At 65.0% G+C, this 25,216-nt stretch carries 23 protein-coding genes; 10 read left to right on the forward strand and 13 right to left on the reverse strand.

Annotation, left to right across the window (positions count from 1 at the left end; translation table 11 throughout):
- Positions 1 to 26 precede the first annotated feature (26 nt).
- Entirely contained in the window at positions 27 to 542 is a 516-nt protein-coding gene (moaC, locus tag ASC67_RS11140; protein WP_056319812.1) for a cyclic pyranopterin monophosphate synthase MoaC, read from the forward strand.
- A gap of 14 nt (positions 543 to 556) precedes the next feature.
- Here moaC and ASC67_RS11145 read toward each other — a convergent pair whose 3' ends face one another.
- Complete coding sequence (locus tag ASC67_RS11145) at positions 557 to 2,272, reverse strand: PglL family O-oligosaccharyltransferase (RefSeq protein ID WP_162245628.1); 1,716 nt, start codon at positions 2,270 to 2,272, stop codon at positions 557 to 559.
- Positions 2,273 to 2,463: 191 nt separating this feature from the next.
- Between ASC67_RS11145 and ASC67_RS11150 the strand changes: the two genes are divergently transcribed.
- The 4 genes from ASC67_RS11150 (at position 2,464) to ASC67_RS20605 (ending at position 6,317) form a co-directional block, all read left to right on the forward strand.
- On the forward strand, positions 2,464 to 4,698 hold the full coding sequence (locus ASC67_RS11150) for a tetratricopeptide repeat protein (protein WP_056319821.1): 2,235 nt from the start codon (positions 2,464 to 2,466) through the stop codon (positions 4,696 to 4,698).
- Positions 4,699 to 4,814: 116 nt separating this feature from the next.
- Complete coding sequence (locus ASC67_RS21120) at positions 4,815 to 5,228, forward strand: pilin (RefSeq protein ID WP_056319824.1); 414 nt, start codon at positions 4,815 to 4,817, stop codon at positions 5,226 to 5,228.
- 256 nt (positions 5,229 to 5,484) lie between these two features.
- Entirely contained in the window at positions 5,485 to 5,898 is a 414-nt protein-coding gene (locus tag ASC67_RS11160) for a pilin (RefSeq protein WP_056319829.1), read from the forward strand.
- A 125-nt stretch (positions 5,899 to 6,023) separates the two neighbouring features.
- Positions 6,024 to 6,317, forward strand: coding sequence for a hypothetical protein (locus tag ASC67_RS20605; RefSeq protein WP_156466739.1), 294 nt, complete (start codon positions 6,024 to 6,026; stop codon positions 6,315 to 6,317).
- Between the two features lie 11 nt (positions 6,318 to 6,328).
- Here ASC67_RS20605 and ASC67_RS20290 read toward each other — a convergent pair whose 3' ends face one another.
- On the reverse strand, positions 6,329 to 8,083 hold the full coding sequence (locus ASC67_RS20290; protein WP_156466740.1) for a glycosyltransferase 61 family protein: 1,755 nt from the start codon (positions 8,081 to 8,083) through the stop codon (positions 6,329 to 6,331).
- A gap of 294 nt (positions 8,084 to 8,377) precedes the next feature.
- Here ASC67_RS20290 and ASC67_RS11185 point away from each other — a divergent pair, with 294 nt between their 5' ends.
- On the forward strand, positions 8,378 to 10,528 hold the full coding sequence (locus ASC67_RS11185; RefSeq protein ID WP_056319857.1) for an FkbM family methyltransferase: 2,151 nt from the start codon (positions 8,378 to 8,380) through the stop codon (positions 10,526 to 10,528).
- Positions 10,529 to 10,560: 32 nt separating this feature from the next.
- Here ASC67_RS11185 and ASC67_RS11190 read toward each other — a convergent pair whose 3' ends face one another.
- From ASC67_RS11190 to sucC, 9 genes are all read right to left on the reverse strand, one after another.
- Complete coding sequence (locus ASC67_RS11190) at positions 10,561 to 11,163, reverse strand: glycosyltransferase (protein WP_235566290.1); 603 nt, start codon at positions 11,161 to 11,163, stop codon at positions 10,561 to 10,563.
- A gap of 86 nt (positions 11,164 to 11,249) precedes the next feature.
- Positions 11,250 to 11,759, reverse strand: coding sequence for a DUF2919 family protein (locus tag ASC67_RS11195; RefSeq protein ID WP_056319866.1), 510 nt, complete (start codon positions 11,757 to 11,759; stop codon positions 11,250 to 11,252).
- Positions 11,760 to 11,833: 74 nt separating this feature from the next.
- Entirely contained in the window at positions 11,834 to 12,637 is an 804-nt protein-coding gene (locus ASC67_RS11200; protein ID WP_082535962.1) for a 3',5'-cyclic-nucleotide phosphodiesterase, read from the reverse strand.
- Between the two features lie 219 nt (positions 12,638 to 12,856).
- A complete protein-coding gene (locus ASC67_RS11205; RefSeq protein WP_056319874.1) occupies positions 12,857 to 13,519 on the reverse strand; it encodes an FHA domain-containing protein in 663 nt (220 codons plus the stop codon).
- A 79-nt stretch (positions 13,520 to 13,598) separates the two neighbouring features.
- On the reverse strand, positions 13,599 to 14,408 hold the full coding sequence (locus ASC67_RS11210) for a Stp1/IreP family PP2C-type Ser/Thr phosphatase (RefSeq protein WP_056320855.1): 810 nt from the start codon (positions 14,406 to 14,408) through the stop codon (positions 13,599 to 13,601).
- Between the two features lie 35 nt (positions 14,409 to 14,443).
- Positions 14,444 to 15,559, reverse strand: coding sequence for a serine/threonine-protein kinase (locus ASC67_RS11215; RefSeq protein ID WP_235566291.1), 1,116 nt, complete (start codon positions 15,557 to 15,559; stop codon positions 14,444 to 14,446).
- A 136-nt stretch (positions 15,560 to 15,695) separates the two neighbouring features.
- Positions 15,696 to 16,400, reverse strand: a complete 705-nt coding sequence (locus ASC67_RS11220; RefSeq protein ID WP_056319878.1) for a TerC family protein — start codon at positions 16,398 to 16,400, stop codon at positions 15,696 to 15,698.
- A 184-nt stretch (positions 16,401 to 16,584) separates the two neighbouring features.
- A complete protein-coding gene (gene sucD, locus ASC67_RS11225) occupies positions 16,585 to 17,478 on the reverse strand; it encodes a succinate--CoA ligase subunit alpha (RefSeq protein ID WP_056319883.1) in 894 nt (297 codons plus the stop codon).
- A gap of 19 nt (positions 17,479 to 17,497) precedes the next feature.
- Complete coding sequence (sucC, locus tag ASC67_RS11230; protein WP_056319886.1) at positions 17,498 to 18,664, reverse strand: ADP-forming succinate--CoA ligase subunit beta; 1,167 nt, start codon at positions 18,662 to 18,664, stop codon at positions 17,498 to 17,500.
- Between the two features lie 219 nt (positions 18,665 to 18,883).
- On the opposite strand from sucC, the gene argC reads away from it, so the two are divergent.
- Positions 18,884 to 19,807: an N-acetyl-gamma-glutamyl-phosphate reductase gene (gene argC, locus ASC67_RS11235; RefSeq protein WP_056319889.1), complete on the forward strand. Its 924-nt coding sequence runs from the start codon at positions 18,884 to 18,886 to the stop codon at positions 19,805 to 19,807.
- A 31-nt stretch (positions 19,808 to 19,838) separates the two neighbouring features.
- Here the strand turns inward: argC and ASC67_RS11240 are convergent, their stop codons facing one another.
- Together ASC67_RS11240 and recA are read right to left on the reverse strand one after the other, a co-directional pair.
- Positions 19,839 to 20,348 carry a RecX family transcriptional regulator gene (locus ASC67_RS11240; protein WP_056319892.1) on the reverse strand — a complete coding sequence of 170 codons (510 nt, stop codon included), beginning with the start codon at positions 20,346 to 20,348 and terminating at the stop codon, positions 19,839 to 19,841.
- A gap of 43 nt (positions 20,349 to 20,391) precedes the next feature.
- Positions 20,392 to 21,465, reverse strand: coding sequence for a recombinase RecA (gene recA / locus ASC67_RS11245; RefSeq protein WP_056319897.1), 1,074 nt, complete (start codon positions 21,463 to 21,465; stop codon positions 20,392 to 20,394).
- A 141-nt stretch (positions 21,466 to 21,606) separates the two neighbouring features.
- Between recA and ASC67_RS11250 the strand changes: the two genes are divergently transcribed.
- The 3 genes from ASC67_RS11250 to ASC67_RS11260 all read left to right on the forward strand — a co-directional run bounded on the left by ASC67_RS11250 (position 21,607) and on the right by ASC67_RS11260 (position 25,202).
- Positions 21,607 to 22,278: a response regulator transcription factor gene (locus ASC67_RS11250; protein ID WP_011827677.1), complete on the forward strand. Its 672-nt coding sequence runs from the start codon at positions 21,607 to 21,609 to the stop codon at positions 22,276 to 22,278.
- 32 nt (positions 22,279 to 22,310) lie between these two features.
- On the forward strand, positions 22,311 to 23,840 hold the full coding sequence (locus ASC67_RS11255) for a sensor histidine kinase (RefSeq protein ID WP_056319901.1): 1,530 nt from the start codon (positions 22,311 to 22,313) through the stop codon (positions 23,838 to 23,840).
- An 84-nt stretch (positions 23,841 to 23,924) separates the two neighbouring features.
- Positions 23,925 to 25,202, forward strand: a complete 1,278-nt coding sequence (locus tag ASC67_RS11260) for a patatin-like phospholipase family protein (RefSeq protein ID WP_056319906.1) — start codon at positions 23,925 to 23,927, stop codon at positions 25,200 to 25,202.
- Positions 25,203 to 25,216 lie beyond the last annotated feature (14 nt).

Genomic DNA, 25,216 nt, shown 5'->3' on the forward strand with positions numbered 1-25,216 from the left:
CCTTGTTTCCCATTGTTGCCGCAGCCATGAGCGTCACCCCCGAGTCATCTTCACCGGCCAGCGGGCTGACCCACTTCGACGCACAGGGCCAGGCTCATATGGTCGACGTGTCCGCCAAGGCGGCGACGCATCGAATGGCGGTGGCCGAGGGCTGGATCCGCATGCTGCCGACCACGCTGCAGGTCATCGCGCAGGGCGGCGCCAAGAAGGGCGACGTGATCGGCATCGCGCGCATCGCGGCCATCCAGGCGGCGAAGCGCACGGCGGAACTGATCCCGCTGTGTCATCCGCTGCCGCTGACGCGTGTGGCCGCAGAGTTCGAGATCGATGAGACCGCCACTCGCATCGCCTGCCGCGTGACGGCCGAGACGCTTGGGCCCACCGGCGTGGAGATGGAGGCGTTGACGGCCGTGCAAATCGGTCTGCTGACCATCTACGACATGTGCAAGGCCATCGACCGGGGCATGGTGATCGAGGGGGTGAGGCTGCTCGAGAAGCATGGGGGCAAGTCGGGTTCGTTCGTTGCCGATGCCGCGGGCTGACGGGTGACGTCGGCTCACGGCTCCAGGTCGCGCCAGGTCAAGGCCACCGGCTCGGTGCGGCACTGGAATGGCGGCGCCGGGTTGTCGGCGGTGCACTCCTTGAAGTAGGCCTGAGCGTCGTCGCGCCGGAACTCCCGCAGCCGCTGGGCCGCGTACAGCGCCTCGGCGTCATGGCCATTGGCCTTCAGGGCCTCGATGTAGGCGACGAGCAGGCGCGCGTCGACCAGGTGGTGCAACGGACGGCGAAAGCTCGCAAGCGCCTGATCTTTCGGCTCGTTGGTCACGGCAGCGTAGTCGGCGTGGTGGCCGAACAGCACGCTCTCGCGTCCGGCGGCGATGCGTTCCGCCAACGAGCCTGCACCGGCCGGCGGCGCGAAGATCACCTCGACGCGGCGGTGATCCCACGCGGCATACGCGGCGCCGATGATCATCAACGCACCGGCTGCACGCAGAGGGAAGGTCGACCATCGCGCCACGGTGGCGGCCACCGGGCTCGCCGGTGCATGGAGATTGGAGGCAGGCTCCTTCGTCGGCGCCGACCCGAGAAACACGCCCAGCGCCCAGGCCGCCGGCAGCAGGAAATAGGCGTACCAGAGCGGATACTCGAGCAGGCTGTGAACGCCCAATACCGCGAGCATCACGAACACCGCGCGCGCCGGATGGCCCGGCTGTTCACCCGCCACCCGCCAGGCGCCACGCGCCCGCCATAACGCCCAGCCGAACAGCCCCAGCACCAAAGCCGTGGCGGGCAGGCCGATCTCGACCGCCAGTTGCAGGGGCAGGTTGTGCGTGTGGTCGAAGAACGCGACAGGCCGGTCCGGGAAGGGCGTGAAGGTCCAGGCGAAGTTGAAATTGCCCCAGCCGACGCCGGCCCACGGGTTCTGTGCGATCAGCGTCAGCGCGTTGCGCCAGATCGCGAAGCGCGAGCTGCTGATGTCGCCGTTGGCCTGCAGGCGTTCTGCAGCGTAGAAGTGGGCGTGCTGCCACGCGGCGTACTCGGCCAGGCCGGCCCAACAGAGGAGATAGGCCACAGGTGCCAGCGCGAGCGTCCATCGCGCGGCGCGTGGCAGCGTGCGATCGACCACGGCCCACAGCAGCAGCACGCCGAGCGACAGCGCGCCGGTCCGCGAGGCGCTGAGCGCCACCGCCAGCACCATGGCGAAGAGCGAGACGGCAGCCCAGGGTGCGCGCAGGCGGCCGGCGTGCCAGAGCCACGTGGTCATGACGATCGCGCACAACAGGGCGGTGGCCAGATGATTGGGCTGGCGCATGTTGCCGACGGAGCGGCCGGCGGCACCCGCGGGTGCCACGAACCAGCCGTCGGCCATCGAGGGGGCGAAGTACTGAACCATCGCCACAAGCACGCAGGCCAGTCCGGCAAGCAGCCAGGCCCATGCCATAGCGGGTACGCCGTGCCGCCCGAGCTTTCCGCTCGACGCCCACAGCACGGCGACCGACGCGCACAGCACCAGTGCGGGCGCGCCCTGGCCGTGGTCGAGGCGAAGCAACGCGAACACAGGACACAGGGCGAGGGCCGCCGTTGCAGCAAGCAGGGTCGGTCTGGCACTCTTGGCTTGCGAATCCGTTCCCATTGCCGTCCAGGGCATCGATAACAGCCATAGACCCCAGCCTGTGGCGGCAAGCACTTGGTTGTAGAAGACCGAGTCGGGAACGGTGGCAGTGGCCGACAACAGCGGCAGGAAGATGGCAAGCAACGAAATCGCGGCCATGGTCGAATCCGTTCGTGCCATCACGAGGAAGTTGTTGGCGAGGCACGAATGCTAACGACGTATGTGTTCGCCGAGATTTGGCATCAGGGTGAGCCGCACTGAAAGCTGCATTGTTTGATGGCAGTGCCATCAGGCAAGTCCTGCCGCTATGCTCGCGTGTCAAGCGACATTGATGCGACGGAAGAGATGCCATGGGGATGATCGGGAGCTTGTTGCGCAACCTCAGGCCCGGTAGCCGAAGTCGGCAGCGGTGGACTCCCGCCGAGGTCAGGGAACTGATCTCTCGCGGCAGATTGCGGGAGGCGTCCGACGCGGCCAACCTGCTGGTGGAGTCGACCCCGCAACGCGAACTCATCGCTATGTGCCTCAAGGGTGAGATCGCTTTTCATGAGCATCGCGATGCCGACGCGGAAGCGATGTTTCGCCAAGCCTTGGAGCAGGCCCCGGGGCTGGCCGATGCTCAATATGGGTTGTCGCTGGTGCTCGGCGAACGAGGCCAGCACGAACTGGCTGTCCTTCACGCCCAGTTTGCCGTGAACGGGGGCTCCGAGCCGCGGTTCAGCGCGCAACTCGGCTTGTGTCACATACGGCGCGGCAGCTTTGCCATGGCAACTGCAGCCCTCGCTCGGGCCACGCGGCTCGATCCGCTGGATAAGGCATCCTGGAACAATCTTGGCATCGTTGCGAGAGCGCGGCGCGATGTTCCAGCTGCACGCACGGCCTTCAAGCGGGCATTGGAGATCGACCCACAGTTCGACAGCGCACGAAGCAACCTTGCTCTTCTGGAGCAGGATATCGCCGACCACGGTGGCGTGAGTACGCCGACTGAATCCGACAGGGTGAGCGGAAATCCTCGCCTGGATGTTGTGCATTCGCTCTACCATGCTGAAGGTCTTGCCCGGGCCATCGACGCCTGTGAAGAACTGTGCATCTGCGAACCCGATGAAGGTCTCTTTGTCATCGAACTCTTCAGGCTGTACAAGGAGCAAGGAGACACGCAGACCGGGATCGACGCACTGCAGGCATTTCATTCGCGCAACCCGACTGACATGGCTGTCGTTTCGGAGCTAGGTTGCGCACTCGTCAAGGAGCGGGAGCTTCGTCTGGCAAAGCCGTTCGTCGAGACCGCATTGGCCGCGCGCCCGGGCGACGTGAATCTGCTGCTGGCGATGGCCGATATTCGAGAGGAGCAGGATCGCTTTGCAGAAGCGGGTGAGTTGGTCGATCGTGCCTATGCGCTTGATCCCAGCCCCAATATCAAGGGGCGATACATCGCCAGTCTGGTGACGCGGTACCGGTATCAGGAGGCGCTGGATCGGATCGATGAGATCTTGGAAGAGTTTCCCGGAGCGGCCGACGAGTTCCTCGCATTGCGCGTCTATGCACTGACGAATGTCGGGCGTCACGATGAGGCCCTGCCGATCCTGGACAAGGCGGTGGCCGATTATCCTCACGAGCCCATTCGTCGCTTTCCCCGCGCGACTATTCATCTCCTGAATGAGCGCTACGCGGAGGGATGGGATGACTATGCTTTGCGGACCCTCAGTTCGGTCAAGCATCTAAGGATGCTGCCGTTCCCGATGTGGAGCGGTGAACGCCTGGAAGGCAAGACCATTCTCCTGTTGGCCGAGCAGGGGCTTGGCGATCAGGTGATGTTCGCGTCCTGCCTTCCCGATCTGCTTGAACTGGGTCCAGCTCGAACGATCGTGGAAGTCGTTGATAGGGTTGCACCGACGATTGCCAGAGCGTTTCCGCAATGTCAGATCATTCCGACGCGGCAGGACAATTCGTTCGACTGGGTCCGCGGCCTGGGTGCTATTGACTACTTTGCACCAATCGGCGATCTGCCGCGAGTTTTTCGCCGCAGCCATGCGGATTTTCCGGCGCACCGGGGATATCTCTGCGCAGAGCCCGCGCGCGTCCAGCATTGGCGCAACCAGCTGGAACGAGCAGGACAAGGCCCATACATCGGCTTGTCGTGGCGAGGCGGCATCGAGTCCACCCGTCGGGGCTTGCGAACGCTCGACGTCGAGCGGCTGGCGCCGCTCGCCGAGCGTTGCACTGCCACCTGGGTCTGTCTGCAATATGGTGAAGTGGGGGCTGACCTCGCGAAGGCCAACGAAGCCGGACTGACATTGCAGTATTGGCCCGAATCGATCAAGGATCTCGATGATTTCGCGGCGCTGATCACGGCGCTCGATCTTGTGATAACGGTTTGCAATACTACGGTGCACTACGCAGGCGCTCTGGATCGCCCCGTGTGGGTCATGGCACCCAAAGTGCCAGAGTGGCGGTACGGCCTTCATTCGAAGGTACTTCCCTGGTATCCGAGTTCGCGCATCTTTCGTCAGACCGAGGCCGAGAACTGGCCGTCCGTACTAGAAGTGGTGAGTGAAGAGCTCGCGAGATTCACGCAGGACGACTGAAGTTATATATGAAACTCGGACTGCGACAAATTTTGTCGCAGAGCTTGACGGCACGGCAATTGCTGAATTAACGACTGCGTCAGGTTTCTGACAGTCACTTTCTGAGGAGCCCCTACATGAAGAGATCTCTCCAACAAGGCTTCACGCTCATCGAGCTGATGATCGTGGTGGCCATCATCGGTATCCTGGCGGCGGTCGCGCTGCCGGCGTATCAGGACTACACGATCCGCGCTCGCGTGTCAGAGATCATCCTCGGGGCATCGTCTGCCCGTACATCAATCACAGAGCATTGCCAGAATGCCAATAGCTGCGGCGGCCTGAATACCGCGGCCATCGTGATCTCAACAACCAAGTACATCGGCAGTGCGGCGATCTCGGCTGCAGGCGTCATCAACGTGTCGGGCCGCACGGCCGTTGGCACGACGGGCGTGTCGGTTGCACTGACCCCGAGCTGGAACGGCAACACCGCGGATTGGAGCTGCACGGGCGCTCCGCTACGTCTGATGCCGGCGACCTGCCGCGGTACCTGACAGGCCCTCGCTGTCTCGTACCCGACAAGAGGCGCTTCGGCGCCTCTTTTTGTTGGTGATCCAGCCAAGCCGAAGGTCGAATCCGGCATCTATTAGGTGACGCACAGGGTCAACGTGGGCCGTCGTTCCGAACTCTGGATGTGATGACTTTCACACCCGGTAACGCGGCAGCGACGTTTCCTGTCACTTTCAGCGTCGGCACGATGCTTGCGCCAGCAGCTCTGCGTACTTTCTCATTCCGCTTAGGAGCCCCTGCATGAAGAGATCCCTCCAACAAGGCTTCACGCTCATCGAACTGATGATCGTGGTGGCCATCATCGGTATCCTGGCGGCGGTCGCGCTGCCAGCGTATCAAGACTACACGATCCGTGCTCGCGTTTCGGAGATCATCCTCGGGGCTTCGTCCGCCCGTACGTCGATCACCGAGCATTGTCAGAACGCCAACAGCTGTGGTGGTCTGAACACTGCAGCTATCGTCATCAGCACGACGAAGTACATTGCTAGCTCGGCGATCTCGGCTGCCGGCATCATCAATGTCTCCGGTACCACGGCCGTCGGCACCACTGGTGTTTCGGTCGCGCTGACCCCGAGCTGGAACGGCAACACAGCGGACTGGAGCTGTACGGGCGCTCCGCTGCGTCTGATGCCGGCGACGTGCCGCGGTACCTGACAGGCCCTCGCTGTCTCGTACCCTACAAGAGGCGCTTCGGCGCCTCTTGTTTTTTCGGCACACTGTCACTATCGCGTTCAGGTGACCTCATGGGACTTTTCTCAGCACTTCGATCCAATTCTCCGGTGACGGCATTTGCCAGATCACTAGCCCAAGACATCGGCAAGCGCTATCCGCCTGCTCTGGACCAGCAATCGGGCAAGCGTCCCTCCGTCAATCGGTTGACCCGAATCATGGAGGATGCCTGCCAGAAGGCCGTGGAGTTCCAGGTCGCCAACAGACTGGGGTGGCTGGGAAAGGCCAAGCTCGGGAACAGCTTTCGCTGGGAGCTGACTGAAATGGGGTACCAAAAAGATTTTGTCGATTTTGCGACCGAGGCCGTGATCGTCCACGTGAGTCGAAAAGCACCGAAAGCCTAGGCCTGCCGTCCTCAGGAGTCGATGTGCTGCCGGCGAAGTGTCGAAATTAGCTGGGCAAGATCGACCGTGATGGTGGCCTCGAATGGCAGGGTCATGGCCGAACGGCCGCTCGGAGCGCACTCTAGCCAGCTGAGCTCATGCTCGCAAGCAGTAGCCAACGAATCGAACCGTCGGTCGGTGACGCTTCGCATGGTGACTTGATCGGCGAGTGCCACGATCTTCGCGCCAGGAGGAGCGAAGATCATCGCGGCGAGGCCTGATCCTGCCGCTGAAACGATGTAGCCGGCCGTAACAATCCGTCGGATCTGCTCGGATAGGCCAAGACTGTCCATCCGGATAATTTCGTAGCCCCACGAGGTCAATAGCTCCACCAAGAGTGTTTCGTTCGCGATTTGGCAACCCTTCAGAGACCCCCCCAGAAAGCAGATCCTGCTAGGAGGCGCGTCGCGCGACAGCGCCGGAGCGAGTCGCTGTCGGCACCATCGCGGCAGAAGAGGATCTACCCAACCCCCAGCAGACACGGCCTTCGATGGCACCCAGAGTTCGGCAAATCGAACGGGTTGCTCTGGCTTGACTTGAATACGGCTCGCCTCGGGTTTGCCGAGCATCGTGAGCAGCTCGTTTTGCTGCGGCGTCAGATCGCCATTGACCACCAGTGGCAACTCAGCCGAAGCCTCCAGGGTCTCGGCGATGGCCAGTGCCCCAAGACTATCGAGGAGAAAGCCGTCGTAGTCCGGCGCGCCCCCGACCAGCAATGCGGGCGTGTCGATCAGGGGCAGTTCGCGCGGCATGCGCAATTCCGTCCGACGACCTGCGCGATTCAGCAGGAATGGACTGCCTGCAAGTTCATGGTCCAACAAAGGTCGGCGCGTGCCGAAGCCGTCGAGAATGACTTTCTCCTCGTCGAGCAGAGGAATCCAGCCAAGTGTGGGCATGACCGCGACGCGAGCTAGCTTGGCAAGCAAGGGCCTGCGGCCGGGCTTGCCAAGCTCCACGGCTCGCCGGCACGGGATGTCCGAGCGGCTGCACCACTGAAGCATCGACAGCCATGCGGCACTCACGTCGCGCGATCCGCTAGGGCACGGCTGTACCGCTTCCAGATGCCTGCGGGCGTAGGACTGAAGGGCCTTGAACTGATACAAATGCTGGGCAATCTCTTGCCGCATGGGTGCCGTCGCTGCATGAGCAGTCGGCAATTCTTCTAGCTTCCTGGAAACAAATTGGAGTTCGCCGAGGGGAGGGTCGACCGGCCCGGCATGGACCTTCGCGAAGGCCTGCACGAAAGCGAGCAGGGCCGCGGCGCTCGGCCGCGGCACCAGGAAGACGAGCTTGCGACGATAAGAAAGCTCATCCTCTGGGCGCTGCAGAAGTCTGAACAGGACGGCGCACGCCTTCCAAACCTGCGGGTCTTCAGGAAAATGCTTCTCGGCCCGAGCGAGCCATTGCGCCGCTTCGTCCAGTTGTGCTTCGGCAATACAGATGCGCCCGAGAGTCACCAGCGTAGCCGGAATTCGAGCCGATTCGGTATGCGGCACAAGCAACCGCCGAGCATCCTCTACACGTCCCTGATCGAACTCAACCCGGGCGGCGGCCGAAGCCTCGAGCTCCTCGGAGCTGGCTTGCACCAGACCGGGTGTCTGCTTCCAGCGAGGCGTCGCATCGGTCGAGACTGACACGGTCTTACCGGCCGATCCTTGCACGAATTGCTGCTCAATTTTCTTCATTGGCGATGGGATGGTTCGGGTAAAAATCGGGAAGCTGATCAAGTGCTTCTACGAACGCGAAACTCGGAACCCAGTTCCCTACATCCGCGCCGGAGTGGGCTGGCGACGAACTATTGCATCGTCCGCAGCGATTTGTCCATTTGCAAAAATTAGTGCGGAGCCCCGCCGCAAGAAGCGAAAGTTCGTGGCGGCGGCCCGAGCGGCCGCCGACGCGGGTGCGAGCCGTTTTCGCGGCTTGCTTACGCAGAAATCTAGCGCCTGTCCTGAGCCTGCGCTGGATCGACGGATGACAGCTAAACTGGCTTGTGAACCGTGGCACTACTGAAGAGGTTTGGCATGTTGATTACCGACCAGTATCGAGCCGAGCAGGCTGCACTACACGCGAAGGGCAACTACGGTACGGCCGCCCTACAGTACGGTCAACTTGTCTGGGGCCTGTTGAACAGCACGGGTGCCACGTCCATTCTCGATTACGGGTGCGGCAGCAAGCGCAGCCTGCTTCAGGCCCTTAACCCGCCGGAGACGATTGCGTACGAAGGTTATGACCCGGCCATTCCGGACTACGCAGGTGCTCCGCTCCCTGCTGAGTTGGTTTGCTGTATCGATGTGCTGGAACACATAGAACCGACGTTGCTGGACAACGTGCTGGACCATCTGGCCGAGTTGTGCGACCCGTACGGATTCTTCACGGTGCACTCCGGACCGGCCGTGAAGGTGCTGTCTGATGGGCGAAACGCGCACCTCACCCAGCAAGGGCCGGACTGGTGGCTGCCACGGTTCAAGCAGCGGTTCGAGGTGTACGACATGCAGCCGATCCAGAGCGGCTTCGTCGTTGTCGTTCGGTCGTTGCAGTCTTCAACTCAGTTGCCGCGCCCATCGAAGCTGAGGGCATTGATCGCACCCGAGTCGTCGAAGAGCGCCTCGACCGCGGTGATAGGAAAGGACTCGTCCAACGCAGGCCCGCCCCAGATGGTGCTCAAGTACCAGGGGAAGCGGATCGTGTTCAATACGCCGAACACAATGACAGCCTGGCGGGTGAAGACCTTGTTCGAGAAGGAGCCCGACACGATCCGCTGGATCGAACAGATGGTGCCGGGCAGTACTTTGGTGGACATCGGCGCCAACGTCGGCATGTACAGCGTGTTCTCGGCGATCGTACGCAACATAAAGGTCTTCGCCTTCGAACCAGAGTCGCAGAACTACGCGTTACTGAACGCCAACATCGCCGACAACGGTTTGTCGGAGCAAGTTCTGGCGTTTCCGCTGGCGTTGTCGGACAGCATGCAACTCGACAGGTTGTATTTGTCCGAGTTCTCGGGCGGCGGTTCGTGCCACTCGTTTGCCGATAAGGTGGGCTTCGATCTCAAGCCTCGAAAGTCGGCTTTTGCTCAAGGCGCGTTCAGCGTCACGCTGGATCAGCTGGTGGACAGTGGCGCGATCCCGGTTCCGGATTACATCAAGCTCGATGTCGATGGAATCGAGCACAAGGTGCTGGCGGGTGCCCGCAAGACACTTGCAAATGTCGGTGTTAAGGGGCTTATTGTCGAATTGAACACCCACTTGGAAGAGCACAACGCCGTGATTGAGATGCTGCAATCAGTCGGCTTCACGTTCGATCCCTTGCAAGTTCGGGGTGCTCTGCGAAAGGATGGGCTGTTTGAGGGCGTTGGCGAGTTCGTCTTCAGCCGCCGATCGACGAATACGATCGACTTCAACAAGACGTTCAAGATTGGCGTTCCTCGACAGCAGCAGGGCCGGCTCGTGATGAATCATGTCTTGGGCAGAGTGGCTCAAGCCGTCACGACGGAACAGCCTTTTCCGTACTTGGTGGTCGACGACGTGTTCCCGTCAGACTACTACGCAGAGATGCTCGAGCACTTTCCGACCCCGGACAGTTTGCGTCCGATTGGTGACACCAAGCGTGTGCCGGTTGACGCATATCGCGAACGCAACGTCGTGTTGTTCACCGACGAGGAGTTCTCCCGCATAACGCCCGATCAGCAGCGTTTTTGGCGTGAGTTTGCCGGGTGGATGTACAGCGACCAGTTTCTGAATTTTTTCGTGCAGAAGTTTGCGTTGTACCTCGAGCCGCGACTCGATCGCATCATGGCTGCCGATGGCGTGCTCAAGGCACGTGGCGACGCTCTTCTGGTGAACGACCAGACCAATTACGCGATCGGCCCACACACGGATGCGCCGCACAGACTGGTGACTTTTCTGTTCTACCTGCCAAAGGACGCGTCCATGCGCGAGTTGGGTACTTCGGTCTATCGACCCAAGGATCCCGCATTCACTTGCTGGGGTGGCCCTCACCATGCGAGGGAATTTTTCGATCGAGTCAACACGATCGAGTTTCTTCCGAATCGGCTGCTTTCATTTCCGAAGACAGAGCGATCGTTTCATGGTGTAGAGCAGATCATGCGTGCCAATGTGAATCGGCCGCTACTGATCAACAATATTCGAGTGCTCAATTCCGTGACTCATTGAGTGCGAATCGCCGGCTTACACGATGGGCAAAATCAGGTGAGCGCTTTCGGTGGTCGTTGGTCGACACTCAGCATGGCGTCCCGCTCCGCGAACCACTCCGCCGCATGCTCGCATGCGGCGTACTCTTTGAAATAGGGCCCACCGATGGTGAAATGCACGTTGAATGCGTCTGCCTCTGGCGCGTCGTAGCCCACAAGGTGGTTCCATCCGTGAGGAAGTGCTCCGATCAAGTCGTCGCTGGCAAGCCACTTGAACTGATGCAACTCAAGGCCGGTCGCTGTGTTGACGAACTCCGGAGTCAGCGCGCGACATCGAGCGTTGTTGAACAGCATGACGCTCGACCAATTCTTCTTGCCGTACGCCGTCTGGGGCTTGTCGAGAAACTTGGTGTTTTCGGACGGGCGGTGGTCGTGCTTGACGCACATCACTGCATAGCGGTCATCGCGTAGCGCCCAGAGATTGGCAACGTCCTTGCGCATCAGCATGTCGCAATCCATGAACAGCGACCAACCCTCGTAGCTGCTCAGGTGAGGCGTGAGGAAGCGGGTGAACGAGAAGTCGGTCGACTGCAGCGCTGTTGGTTCGCGCCAGAACACGTTCTTCAGGTTGCCCAGCGCCAGCGGGGTGATGCTCACGGGCTCCGATGATCTGGCCAAGATGCTGTGCGACAGCACGTGCCATGCAACCGTCTCTCGAGCGTCGAAGCCGATGAACACTCGGATCATGTTGGCGTTGATTTCGCGGCGGGCCGGGCGGGAAACTCGCTGAACAGCTGGCGGTAGTACGGCGTCGTGTACAAGCTCAAAGCAATCGCTGCGTCCAGCACGGCACAGCTGATGAGAAACAACTCCGGCCAAGGCAGCCAGTAATCCGACTTTAGCAGTAGGTTCACCGTCCAGCCGATGTTCGCTGCCGCCGTCAGCGCCACGATCTCACGCCCGCGGCGCCACAGCATTCGGGTCGGTGTTCCGGCGGAGGGCTGTCGGTGGAAGGCGGCCAGGGCCAGCAGCACGATGGGGATTTCCATGCTCAGCGCAACCCAAGGCACGCCCCCGTCGCCGAGCAGCAGCACTGACGACCCTTCGCGGCGAGCAGAAACGACGATCAACACAAGCAGTACCCAGTGACGCGCGAGAAGCGCCAGTGCAACCCATAGCAATCCGGGGACGCGCAGAACGCCGTGGCGGTCAATCTGGAACGCCACCTCGTGCGGTGAGAGCTTGTCGGCCATGGAGAGAGGTGCCAGCTTGTGCTTGGTCTACAACGGCGATTCAGCGCGTGCAGCTGATCTTGAAGGGCAAGATGCTACAGCGTGAACACCAACCCCTTCACCAACGGCTCCACCCGGTGTGCTGTGTCGATTGCCCGGATCTGCGCCACCACCGCCGCCACCTCGCCGGGCTTGGGGTGGGTGATGTGCACCGGCACGCTGCCGTCCAGCTGGGCCAGCTCGGTGGCCAGGCTGCTCGGCGCGAGGTGGCCGCTCAGATCGGCGAGCCAGCGCTCATCGTCGCCGAAGGCGGTCTCGATGATCAGGTGGGCGATGCGCCGGCCCTTCAGGGCTGCCCACAGCGCGGGGTTGGGGCCGGTGTCGCCGCTGTAGACCCACCAGCCTTCGTCGCTGTCGACGGCGAAGCCGCAGGCCGGCACGGTGTGCGATGCGGGCAACACCTCCACGCGCCGCTCGGCATCGCCGTGGCCGAAGCGCAGCGTGTCACCGATGGCAAAGGGCAGCAACCGGAGGATCGGATAAGCCGCGCTCGGGATGCTGGTGAAGTCGGGCCAGAGCTGGCCGTTGAAGAGGTGGGCGCGCAGCGCCGCCAGCGTCTCGGGCAGGCCGTGCACGCGGATCGGTCCGCGCTCGGGCTGGGCGAGACGCAGCTTCATCACGCTGTCGGCGAGCAGCGGGATCGCCAGCACGTGATCGAGATGGGAGTGCGAGACCAGGATGTCGTCGACGCGGGCCATCGCGTCGAGGGCCATGTCGCCGACGCCGGTGCCGGCGTCGATCAGCACGTTGTCGTCGAGCAGGAAGGCAGTGGTGCGGCTGCCCGAGGCGATGGAGCCGGAGCAGCCGAGCACCTGCAGGCGCACCGGGGGGCGGCTCATGGGTTCGGCACCGGCAACGCCGCGGTGGCAAGGATCTGGAAAACGAGGAACGTCACACTCGCATGGTGCCGCCGGGCCGATTGGCGGGCAAGCGCCTGGCTGTGCGATGCCTCACGGGCCGGCAGCCGGCGCGACGGGGCGCGTCGCAAAGCGGGTGCGCGGCGGCATTAATGCCTGCAGCGGCATCTCGGGCAGCCGAGGCGCCGAGGCCTTTCGCGTTCAGTTCTGCACGAATTGCATTTGCGTGCCGGCGAGTTCGATCACGTCACCATTCTTCAAGTGCACGGGGTCGCTGCCGACCTCGCTGCCGTTGACGGTGGGGCGGCTGCCACCCTCGACGTGGGCGAACACGTAGCCGCCCGGGCGCTTGGTGATCGAGGCGACCTGCACGCCGGGCTTGCCGACAGTCGTGACCACCTTGGTCAGCGCGACCTCGCGGCCGACCGCCGCTCCGTTGAGCACCTTGATCAAGGCCGAACTGGTGCCCGTCAACGCTGCGAAGTTGGTGTTGCTCATCGGCGCCGTGTGCTGGAAGTTCGGCGCGGTGGCCGCCGCACCCGGCTTGATGATCATGGTCTTCTCGTAGTCCGAGCTTTCGACGCTCAGGTACTTGATCTTGTACTTGCCGATCTCGACGGTGTCGTTGTGCTGCAGCAGCTGCTTCTTCACGGCCTTCCCGTTGATGTAGGTGCCGTTGGTGCTGTTGAGGTCTTCGATGAAGACGTCCTGGCCCACCATCTGCAGCACCGCGTGCTCGCCGCTGACGGCCAGGTTGTCGATCACGATGTCGTTGTAGGGCCGGCGACCGAGTGTCGTCTTGTCCTTGGTGAGCTGGACTTCCTTGATGACGACCCCGTCCAGCGATACGACCAGCTTGCCCATGCGTGACCCCGTGCGTCTGACTTCTGATGTGGTGGAACCCGACGACCTGCTGCGCGCCTGAATGTCCGGGCGCTGCCCCTCAGCGGCGGAACGGCCACCAGGCCCGCGATACCGGCGCGGTGCCCGAAGCGCGCACCAGAATGACCGAGATGTTATCCCGTCCGCCAGCGTCATTGGCAGCCTGCACCAGCGCCTGAGCGGCCTGTGGCAAAGAGTCGTGCTGGCGCAACACGGCGGCGATCTGCTCGTCGTCGATCATGTCCGACAGCCCGTCCGAACAGAGCAGGATCCAGTCGCCGGGTTGGGTCTGGTGCAGATGGGTTTCCAGCAGCACGGTGTCCTCGACGCCGACCGCTCGGGTGACCAGGTTCTTGTTGTTCGAGGCGGCCGCCTGTTCGGGCGTGATCAGACCGGCATCGAGCTGCTCCTGCAGCAGGGAATGGTCGCGGGTGACCTGCGACAGCTCGCCCTCGCGCCAGCGGTAGCCGCGCGAATCGCCGATGTGTCCGAGCAGCAGTCGTGAGTCCCTGAGCACGGCCACCACGAGCGTGGTGCCCATGCCGGCGTACTGCGGGTTGGAGTTGGCGGCGTTGAAGATCGCGCGATTGGCGTTGTCGACGCAGATGTCCATGGCGCGCCGCACGTCGGTATCGGTGGCCTGGGCGCTGGCCTCGCTGAGCCAGCGGCCGAGTTCGGCCTTGATGAAGCTGGTGGCCATGCTGCTGGCCACCTCGCCGGCGTTGTAGCCGCCCATGCCGTCGGCCAGGACCGCCAGGCAGGCGGCCTCGTCGATCACCACCGCGTCTTCGTTGTTGTTGCGCGATCGGCCGGTGTCCGTGGCACTGACGAACTCGAAACGCAGGGCGGGGGGGGTCGGGAGCGTGGGCATCGGAAAGCAACTGAGCGCGCCAGTGCGCGTGAACACTAGGGATTGTGCCCGGCTTCTGGCGCTGCGGGCGCCGGGCCGGCACCGCCGGAAGCCACGTCAGCGCCAGCTGCCGCCGGCTCCCGTGCCTGTTCCCGCAGCTGGGCCAGCACCGCATGCAGGTCGGTGGCCATCGCGTCGCCGTCGGCGTAGCGGATCTCCGGGCGCTTCTCCAGCGCCAGGGCCACGATGTCGGCCAGCGCCGCGGGCAGCTCGGGGCGCAGCGTGCGCACGTCGGGCGCCACGTCGTTGGCGATCGATCGGATCAGTTCGGCCATCGACTCCGGTCGGTGCGGCAGCGTGCCGGTCAGCAGCTGGAACAGTGTGACGCCGAGGGCATAGAGGTCGCTGCGTCCGTCGACGCGGGCGCCCGCCATCTGCTCCGGCGACATGAACGACGGCGTTCCCAGCACGATCCCGGTCCGCGTCTGCGTCGAGTCGATGATGCGGGCGATGCCGAAGTCGGTGACCTTGACCATGCCGCTCTTGAGCTCGACCATGATGTTGGCCGGCTTGATGTCGCGATGGGTCACGCCCTGGCGGTGTGCGTGAGCCAGCGCCTGAGCCACGCGGGCGATGATGCCCAGCACAGCCGGTACCGGCAGCAGCCGGCTGGGCTGGGTGAACTCGCTGAGATCGCGGCCGCTCAGCAGCTCCATCGCGATGTAGGCGGTACCGTCCTGCTCGCCGGCCTCGCGGACCGACACGATGTCGGGGTGGTGCAGCCGGCCGGCCATCTCGGCTTCGCGGAAGAAACGCTCGCGGGCGTCCTTCAGCGCGTCGCCGTGGAATTCGCGGCCGAGCGCCATGGTCTTCAGTGCCACCGCCTCGCCGGTGCGCTCGTCACGGCACCGCAGCACGGCGCCCATCGCGCCGTGGCCGATGTCGCGCTCGACCACGTACGGCCCGATGCGGCGCTGTTGTGCGTCCAGGACGCGCGGGTCGAGCACGGTATCGGCCACCGTGTCGAGCTGGGTGCTGACGAAGTTGAAGCCCGGCGCCCGATCCGACCGGCGTTGCGCCGGTGCCTTGCGTTGCCGGTAGCGCCAAGCCCACAGCAGGCCGGCCGCGGCCGCCGCACCCAGCGCCAGCCCCATCCAGAAGAGGTCAGTCATGCCGCCCGTGCCGCCGCGGCAGGCGCCCGGCAGGCTGATTTCAGGCAGCCGCCCGGTGCGCGGTGGGGGAAACGAGGCGTCTCAGCGGGGGGAATGGTCAGTGCCATCCCCGAACGTTAGCAGGCCCCGCGCCGCTTCAGGCGCTCGGCGCCGGCGTGCGGCCGCGCGCCACCCACTTGCCGATCGCCAGCACCAGCAGCGCGCCGGAGAGGCCGGCGGCGTACTTGAGGGTGTCGGTCTGCGCGATCAGGTGCGTCACGGCGGGGTCGGTGACCGCCATGGTCCCCGCGATCCAGCCCAGCAGCATGCCGCCGACCGTGATGATGATCGGGAAGCGGTCCATCAGCTTGAGCACCAGCTGGCTGCCCCAGACGATGATGGGGATGCTGACCAGCAGGCCGAAGATCACCAGCGGCATCTTGTGATCGCCGCCGGCGCTTTCGGCGGCCCCGGCAATCGCGATGACGTTGTCGATGCTCATCACCAGGTCGGCGACGATCACGGTCTTGACGGCGCTCCACAGCTTGTCGCTGCCCTGGATGTTGCCGTGGCCGTCCTCATGATCCGGCGCGAGCAGCTTCACGCCGATCCACACCAGCAGCGCAGCCCCCACCAGCTTGAGATAGGGGATCGCCAGCAGCGTCAGCGCGAAGAAGATCAGGATGACGCGCAGGATGATGGCGCCGGCGGTGCCCCACAGGATGCCCTTGGTCCGCTGCGCCGGCGGCAGCTGCCGGCAGGCCAGCGCGATGACCACGGCGTTGTCGCCGCCGAGCACGATGTCGATCAGGATGATCTGCCCCACCGCGACCCAGAAGTCGGGGGTCATGAACTGTTCCATCTGGCTTCCTTCTGATGCGCTGTGCGGGCAGAGCCCACGAACCTCGGGCAGTGTAGAGGCCCGCCACCCCAGCTTGGCTTGCGGAGACTACGCATTCGACGGCCGGCCGTTGCTGAACGAACAAGGCCGCCCGAGGGCGGCCTTGTGGCTGGGTCGGCGCGCCACGGCGCGCCGGGTCGTGGGGTCAGAGCAGCCCCTTGAGCAGCTTGCCCATCTCCGACGGATTGCGCGTGACCGTGAAGCCGCACTCCTCCATGATCGCCAGCTTGGCGTCGGCCGTGTCGGCGCCGCCCGAGATCAGCGCGCCGGCATGGCCCATGCGCTTGCCGGGGGGCGCGGTGACGCCGGCGATGAAGCCGACGATGGGCTTCTTCATGTTCGCCTTGCACCAGCGGGCCGCTTCGGCCTCGTCCGGGCCGCCGATCTCGCCGATCATGATCACCGCATCGGTGTCCGGATCGTCGTTGAAGGCCCTCATGATGTCGATGTGCTTCAGGCCGTTGATCGGGTCGCCGCCGATGCCGACCGCGCTCGACTGGCCGAGACCCAGTTCGGTGAGTTGCGCGACCGCCTCATAGGTCAGCGTGCCGGAGCGGCTGACGACGCCGATGCGGCCCTTGCGGTGAATGTGGCCCGGCATGATGCCGATCTTGATCTCGTCGGGCGTGATCAGCCCCGGACAATTGGGGCCCAGCAGCAGCGTCTTCTTGCCGCCGGCGGTCTCCTTGGCCTTCATCTTGTTGCGTACCTCGAGCATGTCCTTGACCGGAATGCCCTCGGTGATCGCGATCACCAGGTCGAGGTCGGCCTCGACGGCCTCCCAGATCGCCGCGGCAGCGCCCGCCGGCGGCACATAGACCACGCTCACGGTCGCGCCGGTGTTCCGGGCCGCGTCCTGCACGCTGGCGAAGATCGGGATGCCCTCGAAATCTTCCCCGGCCTTCTTCGGGTTCACGCCGGCGACGAAGCAATTCTTGCCGTTGGCATAGTCACGGCAGCCGCGGGTGTGGAACTGGCCCGTCTTACCGGTGATGCCCTGCGTGATGACCTTGGTGTCCTTGTTGATCAGGATGCTCATGATGCGGTTCTTCCTCGGCTCACTGCTTCTTGATGGCGGCGACCACGGCGGTCGCGGCCTCGGCCATGGTGTCGGCGGCGATGATGGGCAGGCCGCTGTCGGCCAGCATCTTCTTGCCGATCTGCTCGTTGGTGCCCTTCATCCGCACCACCAGCGGCACGTTCAGGTTGACCGCCTTGCAGGCCGTGATCACGCCCTCGGCGATGGTGTCGCAGCGCATGATGCCGCCGAAGATGTTGACCAGGATGGCCTTCACCTCGGGGTTCTTCAGCATGATCTTGAAGGCCTCGGTCACCTTCTCGGCGGTCGCGCCGCCGCCCACGTCGAGGAAGTTGGCCGGCGAACCGCCGAACAGCTTGATGGTGTCCATGGTTGCCATCGCCAGTCCGGCGCCGTTGACCAGGCAGCCGATGTTGCCGTCGAGCTGGATGTAGGCGAGATCGAACTTGCTGGCCTCGATCTCGGCGGGATCTTCCTCGTCGAGGTCGCGGTAGGCGACGATCTCGGGATGGCGGAACAGCGCATTGGCGTCGAAGTTGAACTTCGCGTCGAGCGCCTTGATGTTGCCGTTGCCTTCGAGGATCAGCGGGTTGATCTCGGCCAGCGACGAATCAGTGGCCATGTAGCACTGGTAGAGCTTCCTGAACACGTCGATCGCCTGAGCCTGGCTGGCCGCCGGCACGCCGATGCCCTGGGCCAGCTCGACGCCTTGCGCCTCGGTCAGGCCGGTCGCCGGGTCGACGAAGACCTTGATGATCTTCTCGGGCGTCGCGTGCGCGACCTCCTCGATGTCCATGCCCCCTTCGGAGCTGGCCATGATGGCGACCTTCTGCGTCGCGCGGTCGGTGACGGCGGCGACGTAGTATTCCTTCTTGATGTCGGCGCCTTCCTCGATCAGCAGGCGACGCACCTTCTGGCCGTCCGGGCCGGTCTGGTGGGTCTTGAGCTGCATGCCGAGGATCTCGCCGGACAGCGCCTTGACGTCGTCGAGGCTGCGGCCGAGCTTCACGCCACCGCCCTTGCCGCGGCCGCCTGCGTGAATCTGCGCCTTCACGACCCACACCGGGCCGCCGAGCTTCTGGGCGGCCTCGACGGCCTCCTGCACAGTGAACGCCGGATAGCCGCGAGGCACCGGGACGCCGAACTGGCGCAGGATCTCTTTGCCTTGGTATTCGTGGATCTTCATGGTCGCGCTGTGTTCGAAGGTGGGTGGTTCGAGTCGAAGAAGTCGGACGGATCGGCGCCCGCCCGCGGGCGGTACGGCGCGGGTGGCACGCCGGCAAAAGCCAATCGACTTTAGCATGCTGCATTGCACCAAGAACCCCACGGGAACCCTTGATGACATGCAGCTGACGCCCGGCGTTGCTACCATCGATGTTCCTCTTCCCGTCCTTTCTTCCACACCATGAGCACCCGCCCGGCCCGCATCTTCATCGACGGCGAAGCCGGCACAACCGGGCTGGGTATCCGCGAACGACTGGCCGGGACGGGCGGGATCGAGCTCGTCAGCATCGACCCCGCTCGCCGCAAGGATGCGGGCGCGAAACGCGAGCTGATGGCCGGCGTGGACCTGGTGGTGCTGTGCCTGCACGACGACGCCGCGCGCGAATCGGTGGCCCTGGCAGACAGTCTGCCGGGCGGGGGGCCGAAGATCGTCGACGCCAGCACGGCCCATCGCGTGGCGCCTGGCTGGGCCTATGGATTTCCGGAGTTGGTGCCGGAGCAGGCATCGGCCGTGGCGGCGTCACGCCGCGTTGCCAATCCCGGCTGCTATCCGACCGGTGGCATCGCGTTGCTGCGCCCCTTGGTCGATGCGGGTTTGCTGCCGTCAGACTATCCGGTGGCAGTGCACGCTGTAAGTGGTTACTCCGGTGGCGGTAGAGCGATGATCGAGGCTTACGAAGCGGGCAGTGCGCCGTCCTTCGAGCTCTACGGCCTCGGTCTCGAACACAAGCACTTGCCCGAACTGCAGCAGTACAGCCGTCTGGATCGTCGGCCGATCTTCGTGCCGAGCGTCGGTAATTTCCGCCAAGGCATGCTGGTGCAGGTGGCGCTGCACCTCGATCTGCTGAACGGGCACCCGAAGCCAGCCGATCTGGAGGCGGCGCTGCAGTCACGCTATGCCGGGCAGCAGTGGGTTCAGGTAGTGACGGCGGAGCCGGGCGGCAAGATCGAGGCCGAAGCGCTCAACGACAGCAACCGGCTGGAGTTGCGGGTCTACGGCAACCAGGATCGCGGCCAAGCCGTGCTCGTGGCGCGGCTCGACAACCTGGGCAAGGGCGCGTCGGGGGCTGCGGTGCAGAACATCGGGCTCATGCTCGGCCTGTGATCTGCGAGACGCCACGCCGCAAGTGAGCGGCTCAGTCGTCCATCCCAGCCGTCCGCACCACGCGACGCACGGTTTCCGAGCTGAAGCCGCGGGCGCTCAGAAAGCGCATCTGCCGCGCCCGATCGGCGGCATCGACGGCCGGGGTGCCGAAACGCTTGGCCCACACGGCGCGGGCGCGCGCGAGCTCGCTGTCCTTGAGCCGTTGCGCTGTCTCTGCGTCGAGAGCCATGCCGTGCTGCGCGAGCTCCTGGTGGATGCGCAGGTTGCCGAAGCGAATCTCACGGGCGCTCACGCGGGTCTCGACGAAGCGGTCGGCGCTGAGCAGGTCCTTCGCAGCGAGCCAGTCGAGCAGTTCGTCGACCTCCTGCTCGGTCGGCAGCGCCGATGCCGGCGCGGCGGCCGACAACGGGGATGACGCAGCCGCCCTGCGCTGGCGATCGATGTGGGACAGCAACTTGCGTCGCAGCTCGATGCGGCTGTGTTCGCGCTGCGCAAGATAGGTCAGCGCCTTGGCCTTGAGGGAGAGCGCGGAACGGGCCACGAGGCGCCTCCGTCCGCCCCGAGCCCGCGGAGCCTCCCGCGCCTCAGGCGCCGGCGGCCGTCTGCTTGTTGCCCTTGGGGACTTCGACCTCGATGCTGGGCAGCAGGGCCACGCCCAGCGATGCACGGATCTTGTTCTCGATCTCGTGGGCCAGTTCGGGGTTCTCGCGCAGGAACTCGCGGCTGTTGTCCTTGCCCTGGCCGATCTTCTCGCCGTTGTAGGCGTACCAGGCCCCCGACTTGTCGATCACCTTGGCGATGACGCCCAGGTCGATGATCTCGCCCTCGCGCGACACGCCTTCGCCGAACAGGATGTCGAACTCGGCGGTCTTGAACGGCGGGGCGACCTTGTTCTTGACGACCTTGACCTTGGTCTCGTTGCCGATGACCTCTTCGCCGCGCTTGATGCTGCCGATGCGGCGGATGTCGAGCCGCACCGAGGCGTAGAACTTCAGCGCGTTGCCGCCGGTGGTGGTCTCCGGCGAGCCGAACATCACGCCGATCTTCATGCGGATCTGGTTGATGAAGATCACCATGCAGTTCGACTTCTTGATCGTCGCGGTGAGCTTGCGCAGCGCCTGGCTCATCAGGCGCGCCTGCAGACCAGGCAGCGAGTCACCCATCTCGCCCTCGAGTTCGGCCTTGGGCGTGAGCGCGGCGACCGAATCGACGACGATCAAGTCGACCGAACCGGAACGCACCAGCGCATCGACGATCTCGAGCGCCTGCTCGCCGGTGTCGGGCTGGGAGATCAGCAATTCCTGCAGGCTCACGCCCAGTTTCTGGGCGTACTGGGAGTCGAGCGCGTGCTCGGCGTCGATGAAGGCGCAGGTGCCGGCCAGCTTCTGCATTTCGGCGATGACCTGCAGCGTCAGTGTGGTCTTGCCCGAGGACTCGGGGCCGTAGATCTCGATGACGCGTCCGCGCGGCAGGCCGCCGACGCCGAGCGCGATGTCCAGGCCCAGCGAGCCGGTGGACACCACCTCGATGTCGTCGATGACCTCGCCTTCGCCGAGGCGCATGATCGTGCCCTTGCCGAACTGCTTCTCGATCTGCGCGAGCGCAGCCTGCAGGGCCTTGGCCTTTTCGGTGTTCAATGTCTTGACGCTTGCATCCATGCTGAGCCTCCGGGTTGGTCGGGATTATGGTCGAAACTGGTTATTTGTACAGTAGTTTGTGGGCGTTCCAAAGGCTCTCCCTACAATGAAGCCGGCGTCGACGACAACGAAACCCAGGACGCCGCCGAGGGAGACACGTCCATGAGGATCCTCATCGCCGAAGACGACCAGGTGCTGGCCGATGGCCTGCTGCGCACCCTGCGCAAGGGCGGCTATGCGGTCGACCAGGTCGGCAGCGGCAGCGAAGCCGATGCGGCACTGGCCGACCACGAGTTCGATCTGGTGATCCTCGATCTCGGCCTGCCCAAGCTGCACGGACTGGAGGTGCTGCGCAAGATGCGCGCACGCGGCACCGTCACGCCGGTGCTGATCCTGACGGCGGCCGATAGCGTGGAACAGCGCGTGAAGGGTCTGGACCTGGGCGCCGACGACTACATGGCCAAGCCCTTCGCGCTGCAGGAGCTGGAGGCGCGCGTGCGGGCCTTGACGCGGCGCGGCCTCGGCACCGCCTCGGCCATCATCAAGCACGGCCCGCTGTCCTTCGACGCGACCGGCCGTGTGGCCTACCTGAACGACCAGATGATCGAGCTGTCGGCGCGCGAGCTTTCGCTGCTCGAGGTGCTGCTGCAGCGCGCCGGCCGGCTGGTCAGCAAGGACCAGCTGGTCGAGCGCCTGTGCGAGTGGGGCGACGAGGTCAGCAACAACGCGATCGAGGTCTACATCCACCGGCTGCGCAAGAAGATCGAGCAGGGCCCGGTGCGCATCGCCACCGTGCGTGGCCTGGGCTACTGTCTCGAGAAGATCGCGGGCTGACCCGGCATGCTGCGCGGCGCGCGCCCCCGGGCATGAACACGCTGCGCGGTCAACGCTCGCTGTTCGGCGAGATCCTCGACTGGATGCTCGCGCCGCTGCTGTTGCTGTGGCCGATGAGCGTCGCGCTGACCTGGCTGGTGGCGCAGAACATCGCCAACCGTCCCTACGACCGGGCGCTGGGCGAGATGGCGCGGGCGCTGTCGCAGCAGGTCAGCGTCGACCAGGGCCGCGTCACCTTCTCGCTGCTGCCCGGCGCTGACCAGGTGCTGCGGGCCGACGAAGCCGATCAGATCTATTTCCAGGTGCTGGGCGCGCGCGGCGAGTACGTCGGCGGCGATCACACGCTGCCGGTCCCGCGCGAAGACGACGTGCCCGCGGTCGGCGATGTGCGCTACCGCGACGACGAGGTGCACAACGAGGCCGTGCGCGTGGCCTATCTGTGGGTCGCGATGCCTGGCGTGCCGCTGAATCCGGGCGCCGCATCGCCGGCGTTGGTGCAGGTGGCCGAGACGCTGGGCAAGCGCTCGCAGCTGGCCACCGAGATCATCAAGGGCGTAATCCTGCCGCAGTTCGTGATCCTGCCGCTCGCGGTGCTGCTGGTGTGGCTGGCGCTGGCGCGCGGCATCGCGCCGCTCAACGAGCTGCAGCAGCGCATCCGCCGCCGCGCGGCCGACGACCTGAGCCCCATCGACGAAATGGAGGCGCCGGAGGAGGTGTCGCCGCTGGTGCGCGCGATCAACGACCTGCTGGAGCGGCTCGATCGCTCGCTGGCGACCCAGCGGCGTTTTCTGGCTGATGCGGCCCACCAGCTCAAGACGCCGCTGGCCGGCCTGCGCACCCAGGCCGAGATCGCGCAGCGCGAGATCGATGCGGGTGAGCGCGAACCGGAGGCCCTGAAGCGCTCGTTGCAGCAGATCGCGCTGGCGAGTCAGCGTGCCGCGCACATGGTCAACCAGTTGCTGGCGATGGCGCGTGCCGAAGACCGCGAACTGGCCGCCCGCGTCGCCGAGGTCCGGCTGGCGCGCCTGGCGACGGAGACCGTGCGCGACTTCGTGCCGCGCGCGCTGGAGAAGCGAATCGACCTCGGCTACGAGGGGCCGGGCGCCGACGGAGAGACGACCGAGCCGCAGCGCAGCAGCGTGCTCGGTCACGCGCTGCTGCTGCGCGAGATGATCCGCAACCTGGTCGACAACGCCTTGCACTACACGCCGGCCGGCGGCACGGTGACGGTGCGAGTGGTCGGCGACCCCTTCGGCCAGGTGGTGGTGCTGCAGGTCGAGGATTCCGGTCCCGGCATCCCTGCGGCCGAGCGCGAACTGGTGTTCCAGCCCTTCTACCGCGCCCTGGGGACCAATGTCGACGGCTCCGGGCTGGGCCTGGCGATCGTCGCCGAGATCGCACGCCAGCATGGCGCCTCGCTGACGCTGGGCGACACCCGCGAAGGCCCCGTGTCCGAAGGCGGCAGTCCCGGCGCACGCTTCACGGTGCGCTTCGCCGCCTGGCCGACCGACCGCCAGCCGCACGCGGGCCCCGTCGCCACCGAGTTCTCCGGCCCGACCTAGCGGCCGAAGCCCGGAAGGGTTGTTTGCTGCAATGCAGCATTCATGGAGGCTCCGGCGTAGACTGGCCCTCAGCCGGGAGATGCCATGCCAGAGACTCCGTCACACCCGAAAGCCCGCCCGTCGGTCGCGCCGCGCCGTGTCGATCTTGCACTGCAGGGCGGAGGGTCCCACGGCGCCTTCACCTGGGGCGTGCTCGATCGCCTGCTCGAGGACGATGCCGTCGAGATTTCCGCGATCTCGGGCACCAGTGCCGGCGCGCTCAACGCCGCCGTGCTGGCGACCGGGCATGCCCGTGGCGGACGCGCCGGCGCGCGCGCGGCGCTCACGGCCTTCTGGCACGACGTCAGCACCAGCAGCCAGATCTTCTCGCCGTTCTCGCTGAGCCAGACCAGCGCGGCCGGCAGCAGCTTCAACTTCGACAAGCTGCCGAGCTACCAGTGGCTCAACAGCTTCTTTCGTGCCTTCAGTCCCTACGAGTTCAACCCGCTGAACCTGAACCCGCTGCGCGACGTGGCCCGGCGGCATGTCGACGAGGACGCGCTGCGCCGCTGCGACATCCCGCTGTTCATCACGGCCACCAGCGTGCGCAGCGGCCAGGCGCACGTCTTCACCGGCAAGGACCTGTCGATCGATGCGCTGCTGGCCTCGGCCTGCCTGCCGTTCATCTTCCAGGCCGTGACGATCGACGGCGAGGCCTACTGGGACGGCGGCTACACCGGCAACCCGGCGATCTACCCGCTGATCTACAACACCGAAACGCTCGACATCCTGCTGGTGAAGATCAACCCGCTGCAGCACGAGGGCACTCCGACCCGCAGCGTCGAGATCATCGACCGCCTGTCCGAGATCACCTTCAACGCCAGCCTGGTGGCCGAGATGCGCGCGATCGCCTTCGTGTCGCGGCTGGTCCGCGAAGGCCGGCTGGATGCCGGCCGCTACAAGGACCTGCGCCTGCACATGATCGCCGACGACGAAGGCCTGGCGCCGTTCAACGCGAGCAGCAAGTTCAACACCGACCGGGTATTTCTCGACGGCCTGTTCGAGCTCGGGCGCCAAGCCGCCGCCCAGTGGCTGAAGAAGCACCGCGACGACATCGGCGTGCGCTCGACGCTTGACGTGGAGCGCAGCTTCCTCGAGAAACCGACCCGCAATGGTCAGCGGCGAACTGCGCGAGCGCGCGCTGCGCATCCCCCCGCCGACGCGGCGCCGGTGCTCTTGGTCGACGAGTCGGTGGCGACAGCCGAGGCATTGCCGGACGCGCTGCCATCGGTGCCCGCACCGTCCACCGCGGCGCGGCGCCGGTTGCCGTCTCTTCTGTCGCGCTGGATGAAGCGCTCGCGCCACCGCGATCCGCCGCGCTGAGCCGGCCGTCTTCC

The organism is Methylibium sp. Root1272 (genome assembly GCF_001425905.1).
In the GTDB taxonomy this organism is placed as follows: Bacteria; Pseudomonadota; Gammaproteobacteria; order Burkholderiales; family Burkholderiaceae_C; genus Methylibium.